Below are 25691 nucleotides of genomic sequence, written 5' to 3'. Positions count from 1 at the left end.
TCTCTGCTAGGGAAACCACTATGTCAGACGCGAACACTGCTAAAAATCGCCTACCCCGCCTGCTGCTGAGGGTGTTGATTGGCCTGCTGTTTCTCATCCTTATCTGGGTGGTAGGCAGCTATTGGCTGCTCAATAGCCAATGGCTTCCGGCACGCATTTCGCAATTCGAAGGTGTCGATATCCGCTGGGAAAAAGGCGCCAGCCGAAACCCAGGCCGCTGGGAAGTCGAGGGGCTTTATCTAGCCCGTGAAGATCAAGCACTGCCCATCTCGATTGAGGCCGAACGCGCCACCCTTTCGCTGTCGCTACTGGCCCTGCTGCGCGGCGAGCTGCATATCGATGCACTGGATGCTGAGGGTATACGCCGCCTGACCGTTGGTGACATCGCCCTCGAAGCTGACGGCGAGCTACAGGTCGCAGAGACCACCTTAAGTCGCGACACACTAGCGATCCCTCAGGTTTCCCTCGCTATCACTAATGGTCGTTTAGTTCGCCTAAGCGATCAAACCACCTTAGTGAGCGCTATCAATCTTAACGCAGATGCCACGCTCAAAACGATAAACCCTGTCGATGTTGGGAGCGGTGAGTTGAACCCCAATCTACTGGCAGCGCTCTCCGCACAACTTCAGTTGGATGCCCAGGCGGATGCCTGGGATGTCTTTATGCCCTACCTAGACGCCCTACCCTGGCTAACCTTGGAGGGGCGCGGGGCGCTGACGGGGGAGCTGGAGCTAACCGCAGGCAAGTTACAACCCGGTAGCGAACTTATGCTGGACGCACCTGAGCTGCGCTTAGCCGTTGATGAGCAGCGTTTACGCGCACCGAGTGATTCGCCGCGCTGGATAGTGGCGGATAACCCGTCACCACGCCATACGGCTACCGGGGAGGGCCAAGTTCGCCTAGCGGTTAAAAACGATCAGCTGCATTTTTCGACGCAGTTGACCGATGTCGTATTAGCAGAAGAAGAGCTAGCCGATTCACACCTCGATTCACACACATATGCAGAGCACGCGGAGCTACGCCTGGCCAGCCAAATTCCCAATCAGCGCTTGGATCACCTCGACCTTCCTACAGCAGCAACCCTGGCGCTTCAGGGCGATATTACCCGTTTGGATATGCTTAACCGCTACCTGGATACGAGTTTGGACGGACAGGGCGTTCGCCTTTCTGGCCATGGTCAAATCGAGGCCAATGCAAGCATTCGCGGGTCGCGACCTTTTGATGCCCAGCTGAGTATTCAAGCCCCTGAACTAGCAGCCGACACGCTTGGTTTTACTGCCCAAGGCAGCGGCTCACTGAACGCCCAGCTACCCCCCCAAGAAAGGATTGAGGCAACGCTGAATTTTAGCCAGGCCACGCTGCATCACCAAGAGCGCCTGCTGCTTGACGATGCCGACATCAGTGTCGTCGCCACGAGTCCCATCGATGCACAACGAGCCCGTGAAGATGCATCCGCGACACTCAGTTGGCAAGCCGCGCACCTGCCTGATATCAGCGTGCTACAAACTTACTTAGGTTCCATGCTGCCAGCCCCTGCGCCGTTGCAATTGCTTAGCGGCCAAGCCGCCAGTCACGGCCAGCTCAACATCGCTTCAGAACAGCTCAGCGGCGAGGTAAGCTTAGCCGGAGAAGCGCTGACCACTCGCTGGCAGCACGGCGACGAAAGCGGCACCTTAACCAGCGATATGCAGCTTTTACTGCCCATTGAGCAGGCGGCAATAGATGGCTCAGCGCTGAATATCAGTGGCGCTCGATTAAGCTGGCAAGTGGCCGATATCGAGCAACCTGGTGAGCGCTTACAGAGCGTATTGGTCTTGACCGATGGCCGACTTCAACGCCGCGACAACGTACCCAGCGGGCAGTTTGCGCTTGAAGGCAGCGTGCAACGGCTTAGCTTTTTAAATGCTTTTTTACCTGATGCGCACGGTTTAACTATCGCTGGGGAAGGCCAACTCTCCGCTCAAGGCGCCTTTCGCGATAACCGCTTACTGGCACCCACTCGGCTGCGGGTCAACGCCGACCAGCTAGAGGTCTCGTTTTTAGACTATACCGCCACCGGGCGTGGTGAGCTTACCGCCCAATTGGATAGCCCCGAGCAGGCCCAACTCTCGCTTGGCATTCCCCGCTTTGCGCTAAGGCGCCAAGATGATGACAGTCCTCACTTGGAAGGGCGCCACTTCGCCCTCACCACGCAAACCGAGCGCTTTAGCGATGTACTGGAATCCCCCCAGCCCGAGCATTTCATCACCCGCATTGCGCTGCCGATTACCGAGGTGCCCGACTTCACCCGCTACAACCGCTACCTGCCAGAAGGCGCGGGGATTACCTTACTGAATGGCCAGGCCAGCCTGGAAAGCGAGTGGCTGCTGGAGGGGTTAAACGCCCAGGGCGAAGTCACGCTGCGCGCTTTTGGCGCTGAGCTAGCGTTGCTGGACCAGCGGCTTAGCGGCGACTTACAACTCTATCTACAGCTAACCGAAGGTGACCTGGAAACACGACGCTTTACCGCCGACGACTCGTTCTTACGCCTGGAAAACGTTAATCGCCAGAGTGAAAATGGTTCTTCAGATGCTGGTTGGTGGGTGCAGCTTTCAATGGATGAGGCAACCCTGGCCTGGGAAGATCCTATTCGCCTCGCCAGCCAGCTCCGCCTTGAGATGCGCGATACCGGCTTACTGGCCCGGCTGTTTCTCGCCCGGGCAAGGGACAGCGACTGGCTAGGAAGACTGTTGAATGTTCACGATATCGAGGGAACGGCACAACTAGCGATCAGCGGCGAGCAAATTAGCCTGAGTGACTTAACACTCACCGGCGGCCCACTGCTGCTCCTTTCGGATGTCACGCTGGCCGAGCGCAGTGCCAACGGCGCGCTCTATGCCCGGCTTGGCGTGCTTGGGTTAGGGGTGGAGCTTAACGACAGCGAGCCCACCTTGCGGGTGATTCAGCCGCGCCGCTGGTTTGACCGTTGGCGTGAAGCAAACCGCTCCCGAGGCCCTAACAATTAGACGTTAATGATTAGCCCTTAGGCTTTGTCTGAAAAGTCGGCGAGCGAAGGCCAGACAAGGCAAAAATCGGCGAAAAGACGGATCGGACTCGCGCGCGAGTTTACGTGTTGTAAATGAGTACTTTGATCGGACTCGCGCACGAGCCGATTTTTAACGCCGTATGGTCGAACGCAGCCAGTTTTCAGACAGAGCCTAGCGTTTTTTGCGCTCACGGCGAATTATCCTCACTCGCTCTTTAGCCTTTTGCGGCGTAGAGAGCGGAGCAGCCTCGTCATGGGTTTTCGGCGGCACCGTGACCCAGGCAAACACCGGCAACGCCAAGTGCCAATGGATCGCCGCCAAACGCAGCCCAAGGGTAACGCCTAGCGAGGCGGCAATCGCTATCGTCAGTGGTGCTTCCAGCGCATGCAGCGCCACGTAGACAATTCCTCCGGCCATCGCCGCCGTGGCGTACACCTCTTCGCGCAGCACCATGGGCACTCGCTGGGCCAATACATCACGGATCATGCCGCCGGCTACACCGGTCATCATGCCCATCAATACCGCCACCGTGCCTGAGCTCCCCAGCAGCAGTGCTTTATGCGTACCAATCACCGTAAACAGCGCCAACCCAAACGCATCGGCGATGGGCAAAAACCCCCGCGAAAGGCGGTGGATATAGTGAAACCCCATCAACGACACGCTCACCGTGGCTAAAATCACCCAAAGGTAGGTCGGATCCGTCACCCAAAACACCGGCCTAACGCCCAGCACTAAATCCCGCAGCGTGCCCCCGCCAATGCCGGTGACCGCCGCCAACACCAGCATACCAATCGGATCCATGCGCGACCGGCACGCCAAAATCACGCCCGACAGCGCGAACACGATGACACCCGCCATATCCAGCCAGTAGACCACGCCCGACACGCCCTTCTCCTTTTGCTCGCATCTATGAAGGCAGGCAGGATAGCACTCTCGCTGCCACAACCAGCCACATAATCGTTCATTTTTTAATCAGTTTATCGCTGTTTTGTAAGAGATTGCCTACACGACTTGTAAGACATTGCCGACAGATAGCTTCTAGGGGTTGTCGTATATCACTAGGTCGCTATCCTAAGCGTTTCTCATTTGTCATGGTGACGTTTGACGATTATTCCAGGAGGGGGCATGGCGCTCAGTACCGGTTTGCAATTCACCCTAACGCTACCCGGCGTTGACGACATCGCAGTCATCGACTTCACACACCGCGAAGCGCTCTCCCAGCCCTTTGAACTGGCGCTAAACCTAGCCAGCCGCGATGGCAACCTGGATGCTGCCGAGCTGCTGGATCGTGAAGCCACCCTGACCATCTGGCAGGATGGCGAACCGCTGCGTCGATTAAGTGGCGTGGTGAGTGAGTTTGGCCGGGGCGMCCGTGGCCACCGCCGCMCCTTCTATACCTTAGTAATGCGCCCAGCGCTCTGGCGGCTCTCTTTGCGCCACAACTCGCGTATCTTCCAGAAAGTCGACCCGCTGACCATCATCAATACCCTGTGCGACGAGCGCGGCATTACCGATGTAGCCTTTGCCGTGAACCGCGAACTGCCGGAGCGCGAGTACTGCGTGCAGTACCGCGAGACCGATCTGGCATTCATTGAACGCCTGGCCGCCGAAGAGGGGCTTTTCTATTTCCACGAATTCGAGGAGAGCGCTCACCGGTTGGTGTTTGCCGATGACCCGCAGGTGCTAACTAATCTGGGCGCGCGCAGCTACCACAGCCGCGCTGGTGGCACGGCCCCCAACCGCCATGTTCGCAAACTCAGCCACACGGCAAGAGTTGCCGCGGCTACCGCCACGCTAAAAGACTACAGCTTTAAAAAGCCTGCTTACGCACAACTACATGAACACCTGGGTCGCGATGTAGAAGACCATGGGCAGCAAGTCGATTACGAACACTACGACTATCCTGGCCGTTATAAACAGGACGCCTCGGGAAAACCGTTTACCCGTATTCGCTTGGAGCAGCTGCGCCGCGAAGCGATCATCGCCAGTGCCGAAAGCGACCTCCCCGAACTCGCCCCCGGCCTGCGTTTCACCCTGACCGATCACGATACCGACAGCCTCAACCGGGACTGGCAAGCCATCAGCGTTCTTCACCATGGAGAACAGCCCCAGGCGTTGGAAGAAGATGGCATGCTTGTCGGTAAAGAGTCCCAGGGTGATGCAAATGGTATGACCCGTTATTACAACCAAGTCACCCTCATCCCCGGTGATACCCCCTGGCGGGCGACGCCCAACCCTAAGCCTAGGGTAGACGGCCCCCAAGTGGCCTTTGTGGTGGGCCCCGAAGGCGAAGAGATTCACTGCGACGAACATGGCCGTGTCAAAGTACAGTTCCCCTGGGATCGCTACGCGGAACCTAATGACACCGCCAGTTGCTGGGTACGGGTCGCCCAAGGCTGGGCAGGCGGTGGCTACGGCAGCATCGCCATTCCGCGCATCGGCCACGAGGTCATCGTCTCGTTTTTGGAAGGCGACCCCGATCAACCGCTGGTTACCGGGCGTACCTACCACGCCGTGAACACCGCGCCCTACCCGCTGCCGGAACACAAAACCCGCACGGTGCTGCGCACCCAAAGCCACAAGGCCGAAGGCTTTAACGAGCTGCGCTTTGAGGATGAAGCGGGCGAAGAGCAGATTTGGCTCCATGCCCAGAAAGACCTGGAGCTGTTAACCCTCAACGACCGCATTGAAGAGATCCGCAACGACAGCTTCTTGAAGGTCAATAACGACCGCATCAGCGAGATCGATAACGACGACCATCACACAGTGCACGGCAACCGCTTCGAGCACACCGAAGGCCAGCAGCACCTAACGGTACAGGGCACGCTGCATATCAGCGCGGGCCAAGCCTGGCTCAGCGAAAGCGGCCGCGAACTGCACATCAAAGCAGGCCACAAAGTCGTGCTGGAAGCCGGTAACGAACTCACCCTGAACGCTGGCGGCAGCTTTCTCAAACTGGACGGTGGCGGGGTCACCATGGTCGGCCCCAAGGTACGTATCAACGCAGGCGGTAGCCCCGGCAATGGCAGCGGTCAAGCGGTGGAAGCTCCCCTACTGCCTGGGCATGCGGTGGCTGAGATAAGTGAGGACGTCACCATGGGGCCTGTTTTTGGTAAACGGCTTGAGCAAGCCATGGCTGATGACATTCCTTTGGTTGAACTTTGCCAATTGCAGCGTGATGGAAGCTGCCCGTTAGCTGACTGTCCCTGCAGGAATAATGTCGCGTGATGAAAGTCATTCAAGCAAGCACGTTATCGCAACTGCTAAATCAGAATAATGGGCTGCAGCATTGGCTGGTGCTGGAAGAAAGCGGCAACACGTTATCGTCGCTATATCGGCAATTGCCCAATGTTGATTTTGATTGGTTGTTTCTTCAGACCCGTTATAAAGATTTTTTGAAGCGTAGCCCTATCATGATGCCTTTGAACCAAGCTACTAGAGGCATTCTAGAAACATTTTCTGCCGATCCAAGAAGGGGAATTGCGCCTGGGGTCGTTATCGCTAGTCGCGCCCCGAGACACGAAGTATTAGCCCACTTGCGAAGCTGTCTGGAAGTAACATTTTACGGCAACCGAAAAGGGATGTTGCGGTTTTACCACCCCGATATTGCTGCTGCGCTATTTAGTCATCCTGAAGGGGTTAGTAGGCAATGGTTTGGGCCAATAGACCAGTGGATATGGCAAGGCGACGAGATGGGAGTTAAATACACGGCATCCCCTCTGTGGCAAGCACTGGAAGCAGGTGATCAAACGGATGAGAGAATGCCTGCCACCTGCCAGGTGCTAAAACTGACCAAGCATCAAGAGCAAGCGCTTGAACGGTATATTCGATTAACGAGAGCATTTAAACAGTATAGAAGCCCAGGTGAGTCGTTGGACGATATGGAAATACGACAACGTTTCTTGAACAGTGATATAGCACAACAAGCGTTATTCCCAGCTGAAAATCATAATCCGGTTAGCGACACGGCAGAGAGCACCGTATGAGTCAGGAACTGAGCCAACATAAGGCATGCGAAGAACCCAAACTGTTTATCCAGGTACTTGGCAAAGAACACCCTGAAGGTCATCGGTTCTTTTTTTATGATGAACACGACGAGCAAGAGCAGCCTGGGTTAACAGATGCTGTAGAAGAAGAGGATCTGCCAGAACCAATAAGCCGTATCCACAGCTGGGAGTGGGAGGCAGAACCAGGTCGTAATGTATGGTTAGAGATTGCCAGCGAAGAAGGTGATCCAATACGTGTACCGCTGTTTGCTGGTGTGGGCCAAACCCCCTGGCAGGAGCATGAACGTGATACGGTTTTCCAGCAGTATGTTGTTCAGCCCATTGTGCCGCTCGCCTTTTGGCAATCCCTTGTTGATGATGCCTCTCATGCCCTGCCGAGCCGCCCCGGCTACCTGTATATCCACTATCAAGGATCTATATGGCGAGAAATTGAGGTGGGTGTGTCCGAGTCCGACGAATGGCAATTCAAGGATGTAGACCTGGCAAAGCACCGCGATGAAAGCGAGGGCTTTGTTGATGACCAACGTTTAGCAACGGGCCAATCCCTCACGGAAATATGGTTGCCTGCCCGTCGTGCCTCGAACTGGCTAAGCGGCGAAGTCAAGGTAGCCTTTTCAGACGTTCAATGGTCAGCGGCCCGGCTTAACTGCCTGGAAACAGACCCGGCGGAGATCAACCAGCGTTTTCAATCGGTCACCCTGCAAAGCCCATCTGAACGCGTTGTGAGCGGTCAGCTTCTTGCCGCTGAGCAATTGGTGCCCCAGCGCCAACGCACCCCTTGCCTAGAGTTGCAAGTTGCTCACCCACCACTTTGGGTAGAGGATCTTTCAGGCAGCGCTGTTTCGTCTCTCTATCAGCATGCTTTAAGCGAACAACAAAGCTTCGACAAAGGAGGCGCAGAAGCGGTTAATGGTGCATGGAACGAAGCCAATCGAGATGCCTCGCCTTTAAAGCGTGAAGTGGGCCTTCGGGCTGCCGCTGCGGATGTAGTGTGCCAAGCGTATCGCCGCAGCTCTACATCGACTCCATCAGAAGAAGGAAACGAGCCACCCAATTGGGAAGAGCTACCTGATGGTGGTGATGTTTTAGAAGATGCGCGCCAACGTCATATCCCTGGGCTAATTATCGACGACCCTCTGTTCGAGCTTCGCCACGCGCTGAGCCAGATGCAATTATCCCAAAACTACTTATCGATATTGCTTGAGCGTTGCGCTGCACAGCCCCACTATCGCAGCGCTATTATGGTGCAAAAGCGCATCATGCCCGAAAACATTGGAGGCGAAAGCAACCCATTGCGCAGCTTGGCGTCCAATCAAGCGCTCAAATATTTAGGCGGCGAATTCCATACCAGCGTGGCCACTTTAGCGCGAGATGTGGCCCATCGGCTTTGGGAGTTTCACCAAACACGGCTGGCCGAACTCATCGGCAATTCAGCTTATCAACGAGCGTTGGTAGACTACTTCAGTTTGGAAGAGAGCGACTACTTAAGTGGTTTCTGCTTAGCCGAGCAATGTTTTACCGCGTTGAGCTTAGACCCAAAGCGTATCGATATCTTAGTGGGTGAAGCAATTCCAACGCTATTCCACACCGCCAACGCGGCAACTGCTCAGCGCACTTTAGTCAGCTTGCTTGAAGAGGGCAGTACAGCACCGCTGCATGCGATGTGCTTCCCTGACAGCGAAACCCACCCGGTTGACCAGACTTTTGTGCTMCCCGAAGAGGAAAGCAATGACGGCACAGGCCGCTTTCGTGCCAAAGCGCTGGCAGACGAAAGTAAACGCGGGAATCCGCCAGACACTGAGAACCTACAAACCGTAGAAGTCTCATTGCTTGCCGCCGCCGCCCGCTTAAATACGATTGGTGAGCTCAACCGCTGGTCAGGAGCAATGGACAACGTCTTCGGGCGCATAGCGTTAAGCGGCAAGAACGTGCTTAGCCAGGTGGCAGACCAAGGCGACCGAACGGCCATGGCTGCCAGAATCTATATGCCCGCTTTCAACGCATCGCGGGGAGCACTACATACATTGTTGGGAGACTTGACCTTTCAGTCGACGGGCAATGTGGATATGAGCCATTTCGTATTGTTGGGCGTGGAAGATGTACAGTCAGGCATGACGTTTGGGCTCGATAGTGCGGATCGCAACTACATTGCGCGCAATGGGCATCGGCAGTTCTATGGAGATATTTACCGCACTTCCAATGGTGAACTGCTAGGGGGCACCAATCAAAGCCGGTTACGCTCAATAAAAGATATAGGCGAAGCCCGCGAAGTGCGGTTTATTTTTGCCCCTATTGACTCTGATGCAGCGGAGATGGTTAGACAGGGGCGCGAGCGAATTGGCTTTACGGAACGAGCGATTGGAACCACCCGGCTGCCTTACTTAATGGTTGCTTTTCAGGCTATGAACTTGGGTCAAAGCGGGGCCGCATTATCAACTGGCTTAAAAGCCAAGAAAGTGTTGGGGATTTTTGCTGCAGGGTTAGATTTGACTCTTGCGACGCTAAATTTAAGTGATTACCTCTCTCGCCGTTATGAAGTCTTAAGGCCTATTGTTCACACAAGCAACTTTAGTCAAAAGGTGGTGATAAATAATGGTCAAGCTAATATCTTTAGCCGAATGTTTCCACGTTTAGTTACCGTTAACTGGCTTTTTGCTAGAGGTGCTGGGCTACTAGCAGCAGTTACAATGACCTGGGAGGCTGTTGAACGATTTAAAGAAGGCGATATGGATGCTACGGTGGCGTATGGCATGGCTGCGGTAGGCGCTACGATGCTACTGGTATTCAGTGGGCCCGTTGGCTGGGTGGGATTAGCACTGTTGGTAGGTGGCGCGGTTACTGGCATTATGTTGACTGATGGTCCGCTAGAACAGTGGGTCAAGCATGGACCCTTCGGTGATCAGCGTGGCGTAGCGCCCTGGCTGGAAGAGCCCGAAGAGGCTTACTACCGCCTTCAAGGCATATTGGCCAACATTACTATTACCGCCCGCCGGGTGCCGCCACAGGAGCGCGATGAACTAATGACCCAACTGGGCGATACCCATAACCGCCCTACGCCTACGTCATTTCTAATGGGCCAAATGTGGCAAGAACATATTCAGCAGACACCTATTAATACGGTCATTGAAGTAAAAAGCGGTTTGCCCGGCATGGGGGTTGAGCTACAAGATGTCGCAATCATTAAGCGCCTAGAAGGAAAAACTCACAATACACCGGCCTATAGCGGTTGGGCGAAAGAATCTGAAACGCAGATTACGCCACTGCTGACTCAGCTTTCTGCGCATTCCATTCGCTACTTTGTTTACACACCAGTGGGTAAACGTGCATTGGGGCCTCAGACAGGCATTGGCTACCGTTGGGATGTGCAAGTGCAGTTTCGAGAAATACCGCAAGTCCCTTTTCTATCCAATGATCGGTTCTATCCCGCGCCAGAACCGCTCAAAGCCGCGCCTAGCGATATAGCAGAAGTCTTTGATAGCACATCGTCTAATAGTGATTACTGGGTAAAGGAAACATTGAATGTCTGATCAACCTAACCCAAAAAACTACTACGCTAATACTGCCTACAAACCGGCTAAAAGAGCAGCTTGGGAAGAGGCTAATTCGAATCGTCAACGTATCAGCGGATCATGTTTAACATGGTATCGTCGTACTCAGGATAACGGCACTAAGGACGAATATGGTTATAATAATATTTACATCTCAAAGTCATGGGAAGATAATCGAGACAAATCAAAAGGCGATCTAAAAGCTACTTATAGCTCGATGAAGGCTTATTATGATCACATGCTAATAATTCCTCCTAATTATAAAAAAAGTGCTATTGTTTTTGTTGTTTCCATGGCTATAGCGAAGTTTTCTACATTTGTTCCATGGTGGGTATTTTTTTTATATTGCGTTGTTGGCTTGCTATTAATACCCTTTGTAAGCACAGGGTTTGCTGAATATTTTGATGCATTAAAATATTTATTCTTTTATGTCTTCCCTATTTCCTCTTTTTCCTTTTTGATATGGAAAACTTTAGAGTGGCTAAGTAGTAGATACCCGAATATAGCTTTTGGTGCTAAAAGTTACCCTCTTTGGAGACTTGATCGACAAAGTGGTCTGTTTACTATCTACCATCCTAAAAAAGCATGGGAAAAGCGCTTAGCAGCGCCTTTCTATGAATTCGACGCCTACCTTGAAAGCTCGCCGGATACCCAAGGCAGCCCTACTTATTCGCTGATGCTTTACCACCCTGAAACAGGGCTTCGCCAGAAACTGGATGCGCAGTTCCCGCCTACCAATATGCCCGGCGAGCTGGTGGCAGCATGGCAGTTTATCCAGCGTTATATGGATGTTTCCCAGCCGCTACCGGATGTGCCTGCTCTGGAAATACACCGCCACAAAGACCCTACCACGGCAGCAGCCGATCAGCGCAAAGGCCGTAACCCGCGTTACTGGAGAGATATGAGCGAAGCCGAAGTAGAGAAAATCCAGGAAGAGAAGTATCAAAAGAATATTCGGTTGCGTTAAAGCCGGCAGGCGCAGTCCAGTCATTCATTGTATCAACCCCCCCCCTCAAGGCAGCCGCTACTACGCGTCTGCCTCGGCGGTAGCGTGGCTTAAAGTACTAAATTAGTTCCAGTGAGTGATTGTATGAATTGCCGAAAGCCACAGGAGCGCGATGCACTAATAACCCAGCTGGACGATACCCATAACCGCCCCACGCCTACGCCATTTCTCATGGGCCAAATGTGGCAAGAGCATCTTCAGCAGACACCTATCAATACGGTGATTGAAGTTAAAAGCGGCCTACCCGGCATGGGGGTTGAGCTACAAGATGTCGCAATCATTAAGCGCCTAGAAGGAAAAACTCACAATACACCGGCCTATAGCGGTTGGACGAAAGAATCTGAAACGCAGATTACGCCACTACTGACCCAGCTATCTGCAAGTTCTATTCGCTACTTTGTTTATACGCCTGCGGGTAAACGTGCATGGGGGCCTCAGACAGGCATCGGTTACCGTTGGGATGTGCAAGTGCAGTTTCGAGAAATACCGCAAGTCCCTTTTCTATCCAATGATCGGTTCTATCCCGCGCCAGAACCGCTCAAAGCCGCGCCTAGCGATATAGCAGAAGTCTTTGATAGCACATCGTCTAATAGTGATTACTGGGCAAAGGAAACATTGAATGTCTGATCAGACTAACCCAAAAGATTACTACACTGATACTGCCTACAAACCAGCTAAACGGGTAGCTTGGGAGGAGGCTAATCCAGATCGACAACGTATTAGAGGTTCGCGTTTAACGTGGTATCGCCGTACTCCGGATAATGGTACTAAAGACGAGTATGGATATAATAATATTGAAATTTCTGAAAGGTGGGAGTCTAGAAAAGCTGAGGGTAACTTAGAGGGCAGCGAGGCGTTTAAGGAAATTGGAGTCCATTATGACCATCAGGCTATCCTTCCGCCTAGTTATAAGAAAATTTCGGGAATATTGTTTACCACCATGGGTATAGGCAAGGGAGGGGCTTTTCTTAGCTTGTGGGTTTTTTTATTATGAGTTTAGGCCTCTCAGTTAAATCAATCTTGATGGGTGAATTAGAAGAGCTTATAAAAGATATAAGAGCTGTATTCATTTTTGTTTCACCTGTTTTTTTAAGTTTAGTTTTCCTATGGAAAGGTGGGAGGTTGCTTGAGAAATTGTCTCCTGAATTTTTTTATGGAATGCGAAAAGCCTCAGTATGGCAGCTCAATCGGCAGGATGGTTTTTTCACGATTTATAACCCAAAACGAGCTTGGGAAGAGCGCTTAGTAGCACCCATCTATGAATTTGACGCCTACCTTGAAAGCTCGCCGGATACCCAAGGCAGCCCTACTTATTCGCTGATGCTTTACCACCCTGAAACAGGACTTCGCCAGAAACTGGATGCCCAGTTCCCACCTACCAATATGCCCGGCGAGCTGGTGGCAGCATGGCAGTTTATCCAGCGCTATATGGATGTTTCCCAGCCGCTACCGGATGTACCTGCCTTGGAAATACACCGCCATAAAGACCCTACCACGGCAGCCGCTGACAAACGCAAAGGCCGCAATCCGCGTTATTGGCGAGATATGAGCGAGGAAGAGGTAGCGAAAATACAGGAAGAGAAGTACCAAAAGAATATTCGTTKGCGTTAGCTGGTAGGCGCAGTCCAGTCATTGTATCAAACAACACTCTCAAGGCAGTCGCTACTACGCGCCTGCCTCGGCGGTAGCGTGGCTTAATCTGTTAAATTAGTTCCAGTGAGTGATTGTATGAATTGCCGAAAGCCACATGAGCGCGAAGCATTAACGTCCCATCTGGGCGATACCCATAACCGCCCCGCGCCTACCTCATTTCTAATGGGCCAAATGTGGCAAGAGCATATTCAGCAGATACCTATTAATACGGTCATTGAAGTTCCGGCATGGGGGTTGAGCTACAAGATGTCGCAATCATTAAGCGCCTAGAAGGAAAAACCTACAATACACCGGCATTTAGCGGTTGGGCAAAAGAATCTGAAACACAGATTATGCCACTGCTGACTCAGCTTTCTGTGCATACCATTCGCTACTTTTTTTATACACCTGCGGGTAAACGTGCATTGGGGCCTCAGACGGGCATCGGATGCCGTTGGGCAGYRCAAGTGCAGTTTCGAGAAATACCGCAAGTCCCTTTTCTATCCAAYGATMGGTTYTATCCCGYGCCGGAGCCGTTAAAGGAARCGCCCAGTAAYATRRCAGWAGTCTTTGAMAGCACATCGTCTAATAGTGAYTACTGGGTAAAGGAAAAATTGAATGTCTGATCAAATTGACCCAAAAGACTACTACGCTGGTACGGCCTACAAACCGGCTAAAAGGGTAGCATGGGAGGAAGCCAATCCAGATCGCCAACGTATCAGCGGCTCACGTTTAACATGGTATCGTCGTACTCAGGATAACGGCACTAAGCATGAGTACGGCTATAATAACATTGCCATTTCTAAAAACTGGGAGACTAAACGTTCAGAACTCGGCGCGGCAGGTCAAGATATTTTTAGGACAATGAAAGTCCAGTATGATCATAGTTCAATAATGCCGCCTAATTTCAAAAAAATAGCAAAATTTATTTATTTCTCCACAGCAATTTCTAAGGGTGGCGTTTATATTTGTGCTTTTGTATTAGTGCTTTCATTTTTAACTATGCTTGCAGTAGCGGCCTTAAACTCTGAGATTAGCAAACCTTTAATAGGGTTCTACTACATAGCAATTTGGGTTTTTCCATCATCTATAATTATGCTTATTATTTGGAAAGCAGGTGTTTATTTAAGCAAGACAAGATCAGATGTTTTTTTTTGCAATGCACCAGTCTCCTCTTTGGGAGCTCAGCCGCCCGAATGGTTTTTTCACGATTTATAACCCAAAACGAGCTTGGGAAGAGCGTTTAGTAGCACCCATCTATGAATTTGACGCCTACCTTGAAAGCTCGCCGGATACCCAGGGCAGCCCTACTTATTCGCTGATGCTTTACCACCCTGAAACAGGGCTTCGCCAGAAACTGGATGCGCAGTTCCCGCCTACCAATATGCCCGGCGAGCTGGTGGCAGCATGGCAGTTTATCCAGCGTTATATGGATGTTTCCCAGCCGCTACCGGATGTGCCTGCTCTGGAAATACACCGCCACAAAGACCCTACCACGGTAGCCGCTGACCAGCGCAAAGGCCGTAACCCGCGCTACTGGAGAGATATGAGCGAAGCTGAGGTAGAGAAAATACAGGAAGAGAAGTACCAAAAGAATATTCGTTTGCGTTAGCTGGTAGGCGMAGTCCAGTCATTCTATCAAACAACACTCTCAAAGCAGCCGCTATTACGCTCCTGCCTCGACGGTAGCGTGGCTTAATCTGTTAAATTAGTTCCAGTGAGTGATTGTATGAATTGCCGAAAGCCACATGAGCGCGATGCATTAATGAACCAACTGGGCGATACCCATAATCACCCCACGCCTGCGTCATTTTTAATGGGCCAAATGCGGCAAGAGCATCTTCAGCAGACACCTATCAATACGGTGATTGAAATTAAAAGCGGCCTACCCGGCATGGGGGTTGAGCTACAAGATGTCGCAATCATTAAGCGCTTAGAAGGAAAAACTCACAATACACCGGCCTATAGCGGTTGGGTCAAAGAATCTGAAACACAGATTACACCACTATTGACTCAGCTTTCTGCAAATTCCATTCGCTACTTTGTTTATACGCCAGTGGGTAAACGTGCATGGGGGCCTAAGACAGGCATCGGTTACCGTTGGGATGTACAAGTGCAGTTTCGAGAAATACCGCAAGTCCCTTTTCTATCCAACGATCGGTTCTATCCCGCGCCGGAGCCGTTAAAGGAAACGCCCAGTAATATGGCAGTAGTCTTTGAAAGCACATCGTCTAATAGTGATTACTGGGTAAAGGAAACATTGAATGTCTGAACAACCTAACCCGAAAGATTACTACGCTGATACGGCCTACAAACCGGCTAAACGAGTAGCGTGGGAGGAGGCTAATCCTGGTCGTCAGCGTAAAAATGGATCTTGCTTAGGATGGCAAAGACGTACTCAAGACAACGGCACTAAAGAAGAATATGGTTATAATAATATTTCTATTTCTTTGACATGGGAGGCACGAAGAGCGGAAACGGGAGGGATAAATGATGATGTTTTTAATAATATGAAAGTTCGTTACGACCAACAGTCTATTATGCCCCCGAATTTCAAAACCATTGCTAATATTATTTTTACAATGATGGCAATTGGTAAAGGTGGGATGTTTTTAAGTATTTTTGTCCTAGCCGTTTCTTTTGTTTTAATTTCCATTATGGCTATTTTTAATGGAAGAATAAAAGATTCTTTCCTAGCCATAATAGGTATGGCTGAGCTCACTTTACCAATAGCGCTGATTCTCTTGTTACTATGGAAAGGGGGCGAGCTATTAACAAAAAAACATCCTACTGTCTTGGGGGCAAGGAAAGGCCCACTCTGGCAACTAAACCGTCAGAATGGATTTTTCACGATCTATAACCCAAAACGAGCTTGGAAAGAGCGCTTAGTAGCACCCATCTATGAATTCGACGCCTACCTTGAAAGCTCGCCGGATACCCAAGGTAGCCCTACCTATTCGCTGATGCTTTACCACCCTGAAACAGGGCTTCGCCAGAAGCTGGATGCCCAGTTTCCGCCTACCAATATGCCGGGCGAGCTGGTGGCAGCATGGCAGTTTATCCAGCGTTATATGGATGTTTCCCAGCCGCTACCGGATGTACCTGCCTTGGAAATACATCGCTTTAAAGACCCCACCACCGCAGCCGCCGACAAGCGCAAAGGCCGCAATCCTCGCTATTGGCGGGATATGAGCGAAGCCGAAGTAGAGAAAATCCAGGAAGAAAAGTATCAAAAGAATATTCGTTTGCGTTAGCCGGTAGGCGCAGTACTGTCATTGTATCAAACAACACTCTCATTTCAGGCACAGATAATCCCAATGCAACAATTGCGAGGACAAACTACCGCAGCTATGTCGCAGGGCTTGCTGCAGACGTGCGTGCTACTGCAGAAAGCCGCTAAATAAGGAATGAGATTATGCGATCAAAATTACTGGTCACACTGGCAGGACTGACACTCGCGGCGCTGTTGTCGCCTTTTGCCTTGGCGCTGGACGAAGAGGCACAAGCCGCAAAAGATGAAGGTATGCGGCTGTGGGGTATTCACCAATGGGAAAAGATGCAGCCTCCGCTTGAAATTGCGGCTGAGGCTGGTGATATGGAAGCAATGTATTATTTGGGCGAAGCGAATAGACTCCTCAGCCGCGGGCTTTCACAAGCCGCGTTGGACTGGTATTACCAAGCCGCACAACACGGTGACCCCCACGCAATGCTGCGCTTGTTTGATGGTGGCGCCTGCGAGCTGGGGGACGTCTGCCCGGAAAACGGTGACGACTGGCCCCAGGCAGCGTTGGAACTCACCCTGCCCAAGGCCGAAGCAGGCGACCCCGAAGCCATGGCCGCGCTTTACGATATTTATTACTACGTTAAAGAGCCCGATGAAGATGAGGCAATGAAGTGGCTACGGCGTGCCGCTGAGGCGGGCCATGTGGAGTCCATGCATTTGCTGGGTGAGAGAGCCCGCAACGACGATGAAGGTTACGCCAACGATACCGAGCGTTKGGAAGCCGCTGAGGTGTGGTTTCGAAAAGCAGCAGAGGGAGGTTATGCCCCCTCTATGAATGATCTTGCGGTAGTTTTGAGTCATCTAGGTCATCACGAAGAAGCTTGGGAGTGGATGAGCAAGGCTTCAGAAGCAGGACATATTAATGGCAGGCAATGGCAAGCATCCTGTTATATCGAGCCTGAAGCCAAAGGGCGTGAAATGTGTCAAACACAAAAGGATCCTGCTAAAGGTTGGGCCATTATGCTGGCTAGGAACGAAGAAGTGCCCGGCACGTCTTCAGAGCGAGCGTTACGAGTCTATCGGGACAGCATCACTCCGGAACAACGCGAAGAAGGCGAGCGTATGATGGAAGAGTGGCTAAACCGTGAGCCGCCGCTATCCTATTTTCCCAAAAAGTTTGGTTACTGATTTTGTTACTAAAACGATCAACCATTCTGGCTATGCTAGTAAGTCTAACGCTTACAGCGCTCATGCTACCTTCAGTCTGGGCGCTGGACGATGAGGCACAAGCCGCCAAAGAGGAAGGCATGCGACTCTACGGTATTCGGAAAGCCGATTCAGCGATTCCTTATTTAGAACAAGCGGCTGAAGCGGGTGATGTCGAGGCGATGTATTACCTGGGCGAGGCGAACCGCCGCTTGGTGATGGGAGGCATGAACCAAGCCGCCCTGGATTGGTATCACCAAGCCGCCCAACACGGAGACCCTTACGCCATGCTGCGCCTGTTTGACGGTAGTGCTTGCGAACTGGGGGATGTGTGCCCGGAAAACGGTGACGACTGGCCCCAGGCGGCGTTGGAGCTTACTCTGCCCAAAGCCGAAGCAGGCGACCCCGACGCCATGGCCGCGCTKTACGATATTTATTACTACGTTGAAGACCCCGATGAAGACGAAGCGATGAAATGGCTACGGCGCGCCGCCGAGGCGGGCCATGTGGAATCCATGAACTTGCTSGGWGAGAKAGCCCGCAACGACGAAGAGGGTTACACCAGCGATACTGAGCGCCTGGAAGCTGCGGAGTATTGGTTTAACCAAGGAGCTGAGCTTGGTTACGTGCCCGCCATTCACAACCTTTCTCTTAATTTTATGGAGTTAGGATAACCTGAGCAGGCATGGAGATGGATGCAGCTAGCATCCAATAAAGGACATGTTGATGCACGTTTAGGAGTTGGCTGGTGCTATCTAGAGCCTGAAAGGGATGCGCTATGTCAGAATAATAAAGACATTGTCAAAGGTGTAGGGATTTTGTCTGCTTTAAGGCAACAAGCTAATATTGAAATGGTGAAAGGACTTCTAGATAACTTTAAATCGCAACTTGGCGACAATCAATTAGCCGAAGCCGAAGCTATTAAAGATGAGTGGTTAACAAAAGAGCCTTCGCTATCACAGTTCCCCGAGAAGTTTGGCCCGTAATGTTACCAAAAAGATCAAACCTACTGACCACATTGTCAAGACTAACACTCGCGACGCTGTTATTGCCTGCGGCTTGGGCGCTGGATTAAGAGGCACAAGTCGCCAAAGAGGAAGGCATGCAACTGTGGGGTATCCACCAGTGGGAAAAAATGCAACCTCCGCTTGAGATCGCAGCAGAAAACGGTGATGAAGTGGGTATTTGTGTTCTTCTGAAGTGTCGCTTCGATGAATTGCAGAGGCGGGTTTATAACTCCCCTCAGAATCCACAGCAGCAATAGAAGTCTTGAAAGCATGCAAGTATACACAAACTGAACCTGAGCAAGGACATGTTGAGATGTCCATTGTTACTTAAAACCCTATAACCATAGACAGCATCAAGGATGTGAAATAAATGAAATCTTCGATAAAGTTTATCACCATGTTATTTCTTGTTTTACTTTTGTCAGGATGCTCAAAGGAGGAGCGTGAAGCAAACCGTCTTTATAGGTCTTTAATGGAGGATATATCGGAAATAGACGCGCTGGAAAATGACGCTTCTATCAGCGATAAACTTGCTGTTTATAGCCAAGCGAGGTACAAGCTTGAAAGAATTCGTACGCGGTATGCGGCTACGAAGAAAGGGAAAGAGATTCTCGAAAATCCTACTTTTTCGTCTGGCCAATCTGCCGAAGATATACTTTCAGAGGCGCTTTCCCTAGAGGATAGAGCATCTGAAGAGCTCTCTGAAAACCAAATAAAACTTATTATAATTAGTGCTATTTCTACACCAGAAATTCGAAATCATCGTTTGGAAAGTCATGGGGTTTCTCTGGCTAGACAAGGGAATATTGAAGAAGCAAAGGCAATCCTTCCTGACCTCCTTAACTCTCTCAGCAAAGCAATCGTCCAGCTTGAAATTGCTAAAGCATATTATCAAGAAGACGATATCGAAGCCGCCAAAAGCATCTCATTAGAAGCTCATGACAAAATTTCTCAGTATAATTTAAATGAGAATATATGCAGTACAGTAAGCTGTGATAATGAGGAAGCAAGAAAAAGGCTTGTAGAGACTGAATTACGTCGATTTAGAATAGAACTTTATTCATCATAACACCGTAAAGCATCTTGCGCTAACAACTTCCGGTTGACGCTCAACCAGCGAGCTTTTTAAAAACATGAAAGTCAAGACCATTTTTTTCCCATATTAGCGGTGTTTTTGGTATCAATATTTTTATACATGCAACCCAAAGGCCCTCCCCCGCCCCCCACCATGGTCAGTTTCATAGAAGCCATTAAGGATCAGGATCATGAGCAAGCGACATTGTACTTGCTTTCATCTCACAATAGGGAGATATATCGTCAGGCTTATTTGGAACAAAACAAATTCGATGAAAACGATCACTCTTACCAAATGGATTTTGATGGTGCATGGCCATCTTATTCGAAAACTAGCCGAACTACCACTGACCCAAGAGAGTGGATCGAAGATGAAATAATACAGCTTAACTGGATGGCCAAAAACCTTCGCATTAACTGGAAAAAAATGCATATAAAGGAGTGTAAAGAATCTTACCAATCTAGACAAAAGTTGACATGTGAGTATTCAAACAAGGTATGGTTTTGGTCATTAGACAGATTCCACAGAATCTATGAAATGAAATTAAGTTATGATTATGAAGAAGACCGGATTATTTCATACTGGATTCACCCACAAGATTAAATTAAATAGCAAGCGCTCTATTAATCGAGTCTGAACAACGTGAAGAAGGGCGAAGGCATGATGGTGTTAACTATGCGACTAACTACGCTAGCTAAGCTGGTAGGATTAACGTTAACTACGCTAACGTTATCTTCCGCCTGGGCATTGGACGAAGAAGCGCAAGCTGCTAAAGATGAAGGTATGAGGCTCTACAATGCCCTTCAGCGCGAAGAGAGCATTCCTTATTTAGAAATAGCGGCAGAAGCGGGCGACATAGACGCAATGTTTTATCTTGGTAAAGCGAGCCACTCGCAGGAGTGGTACTACCGTGCCGCGCAGCAGGGCGAACTCTACTCCATGCTGCTCTTACATGATGCATGTGAAAAGCAACAATTATGCCCAGACGATGGTGATGACTGGGTCGAAGCAGCAATCGCAGATGCCCTGCCTCTAGCAGAAGCAGGCAACACAAATGCAATGTTTGCGCTCTACCCGCTTTATGCCACCCGAGGGTACGATGCTGAGCCTCAGTATTGGCTGGAAAAAGCGGCTGAAGCAGGAAACGTGGAAGCACAATTCAAGCTGGCAGGGCGAGTCCGCGATGGCCGTGCAGGCTATCCAGACGATACTGAGCGCCTGAACGCAGCAGAGCAGTTATATCGTAGAGCAGCGGAAGCGGGTTATCCACGTGCCATGAGTAGCTTGGCGCGTTTTCTACATGACCAGGGGCATGATGACGAGGCTTGGCAGTGGATGGTGAGGGCTTCTGAGGCTGGGCATATCAATGCTAGACAATGGCTTGCTTATTGCTATATAGAGCCTGATGAAGAGAAAAACGGCATGTGCCAGACGGAGAGAAATCCCGCTAAAGGCTGGGCCATTCTTCTTGCCGTTAATGAAGAAGCGCCGAACATACATATCGAGAACGCACTAAGCTATTTCGGCGACAGTGATGAGATAACCCCGGAACAGCGCGAAGAAGGTGAACGCATGATGGAAGAGTGGCTCAATCGCGAACCACCTCTCTCCTATTTTCCAATGAAGTTCTTTGGGCCCTAACGGTATTAAAAACGACCAAATCTACTGACCACACTGGTAGGACTGACACTCGCTACGCTGTTATTGCCTTCGGCCTGGGCGCTGGATGAASCAGCCCAGGCCGCCAAAGACATCTGATAGTAACATGGCTGAATTAACGATCTGCCGCGATGTTTAAAGKGCYTGTTACTGCTGCCCGTTTTCCTCAAGCCACTCTTTTAAGAACGCAATTTCACTCTCTTGAGCAGCAATGATCTCTTCTGCTAGCTGGCGAATCTCGTCGTCTTCGCCGTGCTCCAGCACAATTTCAGCCATGGCGATGGCGCCCTCGTGGTGGGGGATCATGCCTTGCGCGAAATCGACATCGGGGTTGCCTGTGAACGCCATTGCCATGTCTTCATGCATTCGATCACTGGCGGCTTGGTAGGCGGCTACGGCAGGGTTGTCGACGTGGGTGTCAGTAGTGGTACTGTACTCGCCGTGGCTGCCATGGTGACCGTGCTCTTGGGCATAGACAGACGGCGCGATCAGCACTCCAGCTACTAAACATGGGCTTGCAGCCATTTTCAATGCAGCGAGTGGTCAGAAAGTGGACAACGGGCTGTTGGCATAAATCGGCATAACAGTACCCTTATCAGCAATAGTGGTAACTAAAGTTTAAAACCTACAGGCAGCGCACAGGTCAAGACGTGCCAAGTGGGTTACCCTGTAAAGCATCACCCATACATGCATTGGAGAGCATATGGACTGGAACCCGGCTTATAGCTGGCTAGTACTCGCTTTATTGCTGAGTTTGGCAGAGCTAAGTTCTGGTGCGATGGTGCTGCTCGCACTGGGTATTGCCGCGGCGCTAACGGCGGCCGTTACTGCACTTGGTTTAACGCTTCCCTGGCAACTGCTCAGCATGGCGATTTTTACCGGAATATTGTTGCCGATATCCATCATGGTGATTCGTCCGCGCTTCTCTCCGCGTGGAGTGGCTTATGGCACAACGGGCACAGGCGTGGAGAAAGGCAATCACTACATTACCCTTCGCCGCGATTTTGATGATGCCACGGGCATTAAAGTGAACGGCGATTTCTACCGTTTACGTGTACTTGATAACGGTGAAACCGCTTTACCCAGCGGCACCTCGGTCGTATTCAGACGTTTTGAGGGCACCACTGCACTGGTCACGCTACATCAGCCCGCAGATGTCGACTCTCAAGACGACAATTCCCAACGCAAGGAGCCCTAAAAATGGATTTACCGATTAGCCCAGGCTTAATAATAAGCCTTATTATTGTTGTGATCGCGGTAGTGATCATCTCTAAAGGCCTGATCATTATCCGCCAATCTGAAGTAATGGTGGTTGAGCGTCTTGGCTCGTTCCACCGCGTGCTAGAAAGCGGTATTAACATCATTATTCCGTTTATCGAGCAGCCCCGCGCGATCACCATGCTGCGTTATCGCAAAATGGGGGAAGACTATACCGCCATCACCACAGACGAAACCCGTATTGACCGCCGCGAAACGGTAATGGATTTCCCAGGCCAGCCGGTCGTTACCACGGATAACGTCACCGTGCGTATCAACGGTGCGCTCTACTACCAAATCATCGACCCTAAGCGGGCCGTTTATGAAGTAGAAAATATGAGCMAAGCCGTAGAAGTACTGGCCAAAACCACACTGCGTTCGGTGGTCGGTAAGATGGAGCTGGATAAGCTGTTTGAGTCCCGGGCTGAAGTGAATAACGAGATCCAGGCGGCGATGGAAGAGCCAGCCTCCAAATGGGGGGTCAAAATCTCGCGGGTCGAGGTGCAGGATATTGCTATGCCGGAAGAGGTGGAAACCGCTATGCGCCTACAAATGGCTGCCGAGCGTAAGCGCCGTGCGACCGTTACAGAAGCAGAAGGTGAAAAATCAGCAGCGATTGCCATGGCCCAGGGGCAGCGTGAATCTTCAATTCTAAATGCCCAAGGTGATAAAGAGTCGGCGATTCTGCGCGCTCAGGGCGAGCAAGAGTCGATTAAGCTGGTGCTTAGTGCCATTGGCGACAGCGAAGAGAATAAACGCACAGTTGTGGGCTACCTGCTTGGCCAGAGTTATATCAAGGTGTTACCCAATATGGCAAAAAATGGCGAGCGCGTTTTCGTACCTTACGAGTCCTCTGCTCTGCTGGGATCGATGGGTATGTTCCGTGAAATGGCGGGCTCACCTGAGGATACCGTGGCTAACCACCTTAAAAACCGCAGCGACAGCGACTTTCGCAGCGGGATCGTAGGCGGTGCTGCCAGCGGTCACTAATCGCGTTAGCAATGCGTACGCTGAAAAAGTGATAGGCCGGGCCACTGAGTGGCTCGGTTTTATTTTTCCCTAATGGCAAATAACCGGGCGGCTCAACGTTGAAGTAGATGTCATCGCCTAAGCTAAGTTTTTAGGTAAACTGTTAGTGGTTCAAGCCTATAGATCTTCCACAGCATCCACGCGAGGTAATCAGCCAAGTGACTGCATTGATGAGTAGATTGAACGCTACCCGTAGATGAGGACTCTCACCATGCTGCCCTGTGGGTTAGTCTTACGCCATGGCATTCTGCTAACGATGGCCTTTGTCATGCTGTTGGTGTTTTCTGTTGGCCTTCAAGCCGACACCTCTTCTCAACCACTGCAAAGCTGGGAGTATCGCTGGGGTGACTCTCCTTTCGATGCTGATAACCACCCCCAATGGCTGCAAAGCGACTCAACCGAGKGGCAAGCGATCGATACCCCTTCTAATCCACCCGGTCGCAACGGGCACGAACACCTCTGGCTACGCACTACAGTGCCCGCCGGTGATTGGAGCGATCCTGTCCTTTTTATCACCAGTATTAATTTGATTGGGCAAGTTTATCTAGGCGACGAGCTCATTTATCAATATGGTGAATTTGACGATCAAGGCAAAGGCGATTTTGCGGGTTGGCCCTGGCACATGATCGATCTACCCGAGAATGCCGCCGGTCAGACGCTCACCTTCCGCTTCTACTCTTACTACACCAGTATTGGCTTATGGGGCCAAGTTCAGATAATGGAGCGCATTGAGGTTCTAAAACAAGTTATCCACGACTCCACCCAGGATCTCGGTGTCAGTGCGTTGGTATTGGTACTCGCTATCCTGGCCACTATTTTCGCGCTAATAGGCCCCGAACGACGCGGCTTTGGGTCAATTGCCTTGTTTGCCTACGCTTCGGGGTTAATGCTGCTGGCTGAGACGCCTGCTCGTCAATTCATTGCCGATGGGCCACTCGCCTGGGACACGCTGCGCGCAGGCAGCTATTACACCTTGCCAGTGGCATTAGGCTTGCTACTCAGCCACTGGCTGGAAGGCACCGCTAGGCGTTGGATAACTCACTTGTGGGTTATTCACTTAGCGTACTTGATTCTTGCAATTGGTTTGGTTCAATTGGGGGTCTTGAGCCTTTCACTAACCTTCCCGGTCTTTGATGTCATGCTAGCCTTTACGCTTCCCGTGATGTTGGCGCTTGCGCTCATGCGTTTTAAAAGGCTCAGCCTTGAACAACGGCTTTTAGTAGTGAGTTTTACCTTTTTTGCCCCGCTGCTGTTGGCCGACATGGCGGTCGCCCACGGTTTTGTAGGCTGGCGTAGTGTGCCTTTKAGCTATGGCACACTGGCTTTTTCTTTGGCTAACGCGGCTATTTTTCTGTGGCACTACCGGCATACACAGCAACAGCTTGCGATGGCCAATGAGACCCTTGAGCAGCAAGTGGCTGCGCGAACCGCCGACCTTGACCGGCTAGTTCAAGAACTGGAAGGACTCTCACGCAAAGACCCGTTAACAGGCCTGCATAACCGACGCCATTTCGACATGGCATTTGAACACCAGTGTCAGCGAGTTAAGCAGCATGCCAGTCAACTTTCCGTGCTAATGCTGGATGTGGATCATTTCAAACAGATTAACGACGATTTTGGTCACGATGCAGGAGACGCTGTACTGGTCGAAATCGCTCTGTTACTGCGCCACCACCTACGGGATATGGACGTGATCTGTCGCTTTGGGGGTGAAGAATTTATTGCCCTGCTGCCCGCGACCTCTCGAGTTGCTGCTGAATCACGCGCCAAAGCGCTGTTAACATCCATTGCTCATCAGGCATTTGTCCATCAAGGCACCCCACTACGTAAAATCACGCTCTCTTGCGGTGTTGCAACGTATCCTGATCACTCTCAAGACCCTAAGAAATTACTGCGCCTTGCTGATGAAGCGCTTTATCAAGCCAAGCACAGCGGCCGTAACCGCTGTGTGGTATGGGAAGAGACACTTGAAGAGCAGGGGTTTATGCTCGGTAAACAGCAGCCTCAATAATCACT

The 25691-nt window shown here is 51.1% G+C and carries 24 protein-coding genes; 22 read left to right on the top strand and 2 right to left on the bottom strand.

Annotated features, from left to right (window positions below):
- Nucleotides 1-20: 20 nt before the first annotated feature.
- Nucleotides 21-3005, top strand: coding sequence for a hypothetical protein (locus HALO_RS07335; RefSeq protein ID WP_035584656.1), 2985 nt, complete (start codon nucleotides 21-23; stop codon nucleotides 3003-3005).
- 192 nt (nucleotides 3006-3197) lie between these two features.
- On the opposite strand, the gene HALO_RS07330 is transcribed toward HALO_RS07335, so the two are convergent.
- Complete coding sequence (locus tag HALO_RS07330; protein ID WP_081899170.1) at nucleotides 3198-3911, bottom strand: trimeric intracellular cation channel family protein; 714 nt, start codon at nucleotides 3909-3911, stop codon at nucleotides 3198-3200.
- Nucleotides 3912-4151: 240 nt separating this feature from the next.
- Between HALO_RS07330 and HALO_RS07325 the strand changes: the two genes are divergently transcribed.
- From HALO_RS07325 to HALO_RS07245, 18 genes are all read left to right on the top strand, one after another.
- Nucleotides 4152-6254, top strand: a complete 2103-nt coding sequence (locus HALO_RS07325) for a type VI secretion system Vgr family protein (protein WP_050713264.1) — start codon at nucleotides 4152-4154, stop codon at nucleotides 6252-6254.
- Nucleotides 6254-7012 (top strand): DUF4123 domain-containing protein, encoded by a 759-nt coding sequence (locus tag HALO_RS07320; RefSeq protein WP_050713263.1) that lies wholly within the window; start codon nucleotides 6254-6256, stop codon nucleotides 7010-7012. Before HALO_RS07325 ends, HALO_RS07320 begins: the two co-directional genes overlap by 1 nt.
- Nucleotides 7009-10560, top strand: coding sequence for a toxin VasX (locus HALO_RS23480; protein ID WP_035584662.1), 3552 nt, complete (start codon nucleotides 7009-7011; stop codon nucleotides 10558-10560). The genes HALO_RS07320 and HALO_RS23480 overlap by 4 nt, the downstream gene beginning before the upstream one ends.
- The gene (locus tag HALO_RS07310) at nucleotides 10553-11548 is read left to right on the top strand and encodes a hypothetical protein (RefSeq protein ID WP_050713262.1); all 996 of its coding nucleotides are present in this window, start codon (nucleotides 10553-10555) and stop codon (nucleotides 11546-11548) included. Before HALO_RS23480 ends, HALO_RS07310 begins: the two co-directional genes overlap by 8 nt.
- 123 nt (nucleotides 11549-11671) lie before the next feature.
- Nucleotides 11672-12214 carry a hypothetical protein gene (locus HALO_RS23475; protein ID WP_035584667.1) on the top strand — a complete coding sequence of 181 codons (543 nt, stop codon included), beginning with the start codon at nucleotides 11672-11674 and terminating at the stop codon, nucleotides 12212-12214.
- The gene (locus HALO_RS07300; protein WP_035584671.1) at nucleotides 12207-12581 is read left to right on the top strand and encodes a hypothetical protein; all 375 of its coding nucleotides are present in this window, start codon (nucleotides 12207-12209) and stop codon (nucleotides 12579-12581) included. The genes HALO_RS23475 and HALO_RS07300 overlap by 8 nt, the downstream gene beginning before the upstream one ends.
- The gene (locus HALO_RS07295) at nucleotides 12578-13198 is read left to right on the top strand and encodes a hypothetical protein (protein WP_050713261.1); all 621 of its coding nucleotides are present in this window, start codon (nucleotides 12578-12580) and stop codon (nucleotides 13196-13198) included. The genes HALO_RS07300 and HALO_RS07295 overlap by 4 nt, the downstream gene beginning before the upstream one ends.
- Before the next feature lie 117 nt (nucleotides 13199-13315).
- Nucleotides 13316-13510, top strand: a complete 195-nt coding sequence (locus HALO_RS23075; protein ID WP_152561164.1) for a hypothetical protein — start codon at nucleotides 13316-13318, stop codon at nucleotides 13508-13510.
- Nucleotides 13511-13837: 327 nt separating this feature from the next.
- Nucleotides 13838-14437, top strand: coding sequence for a hypothetical protein (locus tag HALO_RS23070; protein ID WP_152561165.1), 600 nt, complete (start codon nucleotides 13838-13840; stop codon nucleotides 14435-14437).
- A complete protein-coding gene (locus HALO_RS07285) occupies nucleotides 14379-14831 on the top strand; it encodes a hypothetical protein (protein WP_152561166.1) in 453 nt (150 codons plus the stop codon). Before HALO_RS23070 ends, HALO_RS07285 begins: the two co-directional genes overlap by 59 nt.
- Nucleotides 14832-14948: 117 nt before the next feature.
- On the top strand, nucleotides 14949-15491 hold the full coding sequence (locus HALO_RS23470; protein WP_050713258.1) for a hypothetical protein: 543 nt from the start codon (nucleotides 14949-14951) through the stop codon (nucleotides 15489-15491).
- Nucleotides 15484-16473, top strand: a complete 990-nt coding sequence (locus HALO_RS07275; RefSeq protein ID WP_050713257.1) for a hypothetical protein — start codon at nucleotides 15484-15486, stop codon at nucleotides 16471-16473. The genes HALO_RS23470 and HALO_RS07275 overlap by 8 nt, the downstream gene beginning before the upstream one ends.
- Nucleotides 16474-16634: 161 nt before the next feature.
- Nucleotides 16635-17630, top strand: coding sequence for a tetratricopeptide repeat protein (locus HALO_RS07270; RefSeq protein WP_157693162.1), 996 nt, complete (start codon nucleotides 16635-16637; stop codon nucleotides 17628-17630).
- A gap of 62 nt (nucleotides 17631-17692) precedes the next feature.
- Complete coding sequence (locus tag HALO_RS07265; RefSeq protein ID WP_172821662.1) at nucleotides 17693-18322, top strand: tetratricopeptide repeat protein; 630 nt, start codon at nucleotides 17693-17695, stop codon at nucleotides 18320-18322.
- Between the two features lie 21 nt (nucleotides 18323-18343).
- Nucleotides 18344-18634 (top strand): hypothetical protein, encoded by a 291-nt coding sequence (locus tag HALO_RS07260; protein ID WP_050713255.1) that lies wholly within the window; start codon nucleotides 18344-18346, stop codon nucleotides 18632-18634.
- A gap of 116 nt (nucleotides 18635-18750) precedes the next feature.
- Nucleotides 18751-18912: a hypothetical protein gene (locus HALO_RS23065; RefSeq protein ID WP_157693160.1), complete on the top strand. Its 162-nt coding sequence runs from the start codon at nucleotides 18751-18753 to the stop codon at nucleotides 18910-18912.
- 113 nt (nucleotides 18913-19025) lie between these two features.
- Nucleotides 19026-19724 carry a hypothetical protein gene (locus tag HALO_RS07255; protein WP_035584684.1) on the top strand — a complete coding sequence of 233 codons (699 nt, stop codon included), beginning with the start codon at nucleotides 19026-19028 and terminating at the stop codon, nucleotides 19722-19724.
- 681 nt (nucleotides 19725-20405) lie between these two features.
- Entirely contained in the window at nucleotides 20406-21371 is a 966-nt protein-coding gene (locus HALO_RS07245; RefSeq protein WP_035585697.1) for a tetratricopeptide repeat protein, read from the top strand.
- Between the two features lie 165 nt (nucleotides 21372-21536).
- On the opposite strand, the gene copM is transcribed toward HALO_RS07245, so the two are convergent.
- Nucleotides 21537-21884: a CopM family metallochaperone gene (copM, locus tag HALO_RS23465; protein ID WP_231896820.1), complete on the bottom strand. Its 348-nt coding sequence runs from the start codon at nucleotides 21882-21884 to the stop codon at nucleotides 21537-21539.
- 208 nt (nucleotides 21885-22092) lie between these two features.
- Here copM and HALO_RS07235 point away from each other — a divergent pair, with 208 nt between their 5' ends.
- The 3 genes from HALO_RS07235 (at nucleotide 22093) to HALO_RS07225 (ending at nucleotide 25686) form a co-directional block, all read left to right on the top strand.
- The gene (locus HALO_RS07235) at nucleotides 22093-22587 is read left to right on the top strand and encodes an NfeD family protein (RefSeq protein ID WP_035584693.1); all 495 of its coding nucleotides are present in this window, start codon (nucleotides 22093-22095) and stop codon (nucleotides 22585-22587) included.
- Between the two features lie 2 nt (nucleotides 22588-22589).
- Nucleotides 22590-23636 (top strand): SPFH domain-containing protein, encoded by a 1047-nt coding sequence (locus tag HALO_RS07230; RefSeq protein ID WP_050713253.1) that lies wholly within the window; start codon nucleotides 22590-22592, stop codon nucleotides 23634-23636.
- A 250-nt stretch (nucleotides 23637-23886) separates the two neighbouring features.
- Nucleotides 23887-25686, top strand: a complete 1800-nt coding sequence (locus tag HALO_RS07225; protein ID WP_050713252.1) for a GGDEF domain-containing protein — start codon at nucleotides 23887-23889, stop codon at nucleotides 25684-25686.
- The last annotated feature ends 5 nt before the right edge of the window (nucleotides 25687-25691 follow it).

It is taken from the genome of Halomonas sp. R57-5 (genome assembly GCF_900070345.1).
In the GTDB taxonomy this organism is placed as follows: domain Bacteria; phylum Pseudomonadota; class Gammaproteobacteria; order Pseudomonadales; family Halomonadaceae; genus Vreelandella; species Vreelandella ventosae_B.
This window is presented reverse-complemented; position numbering and strand designations above follow the sequence as displayed.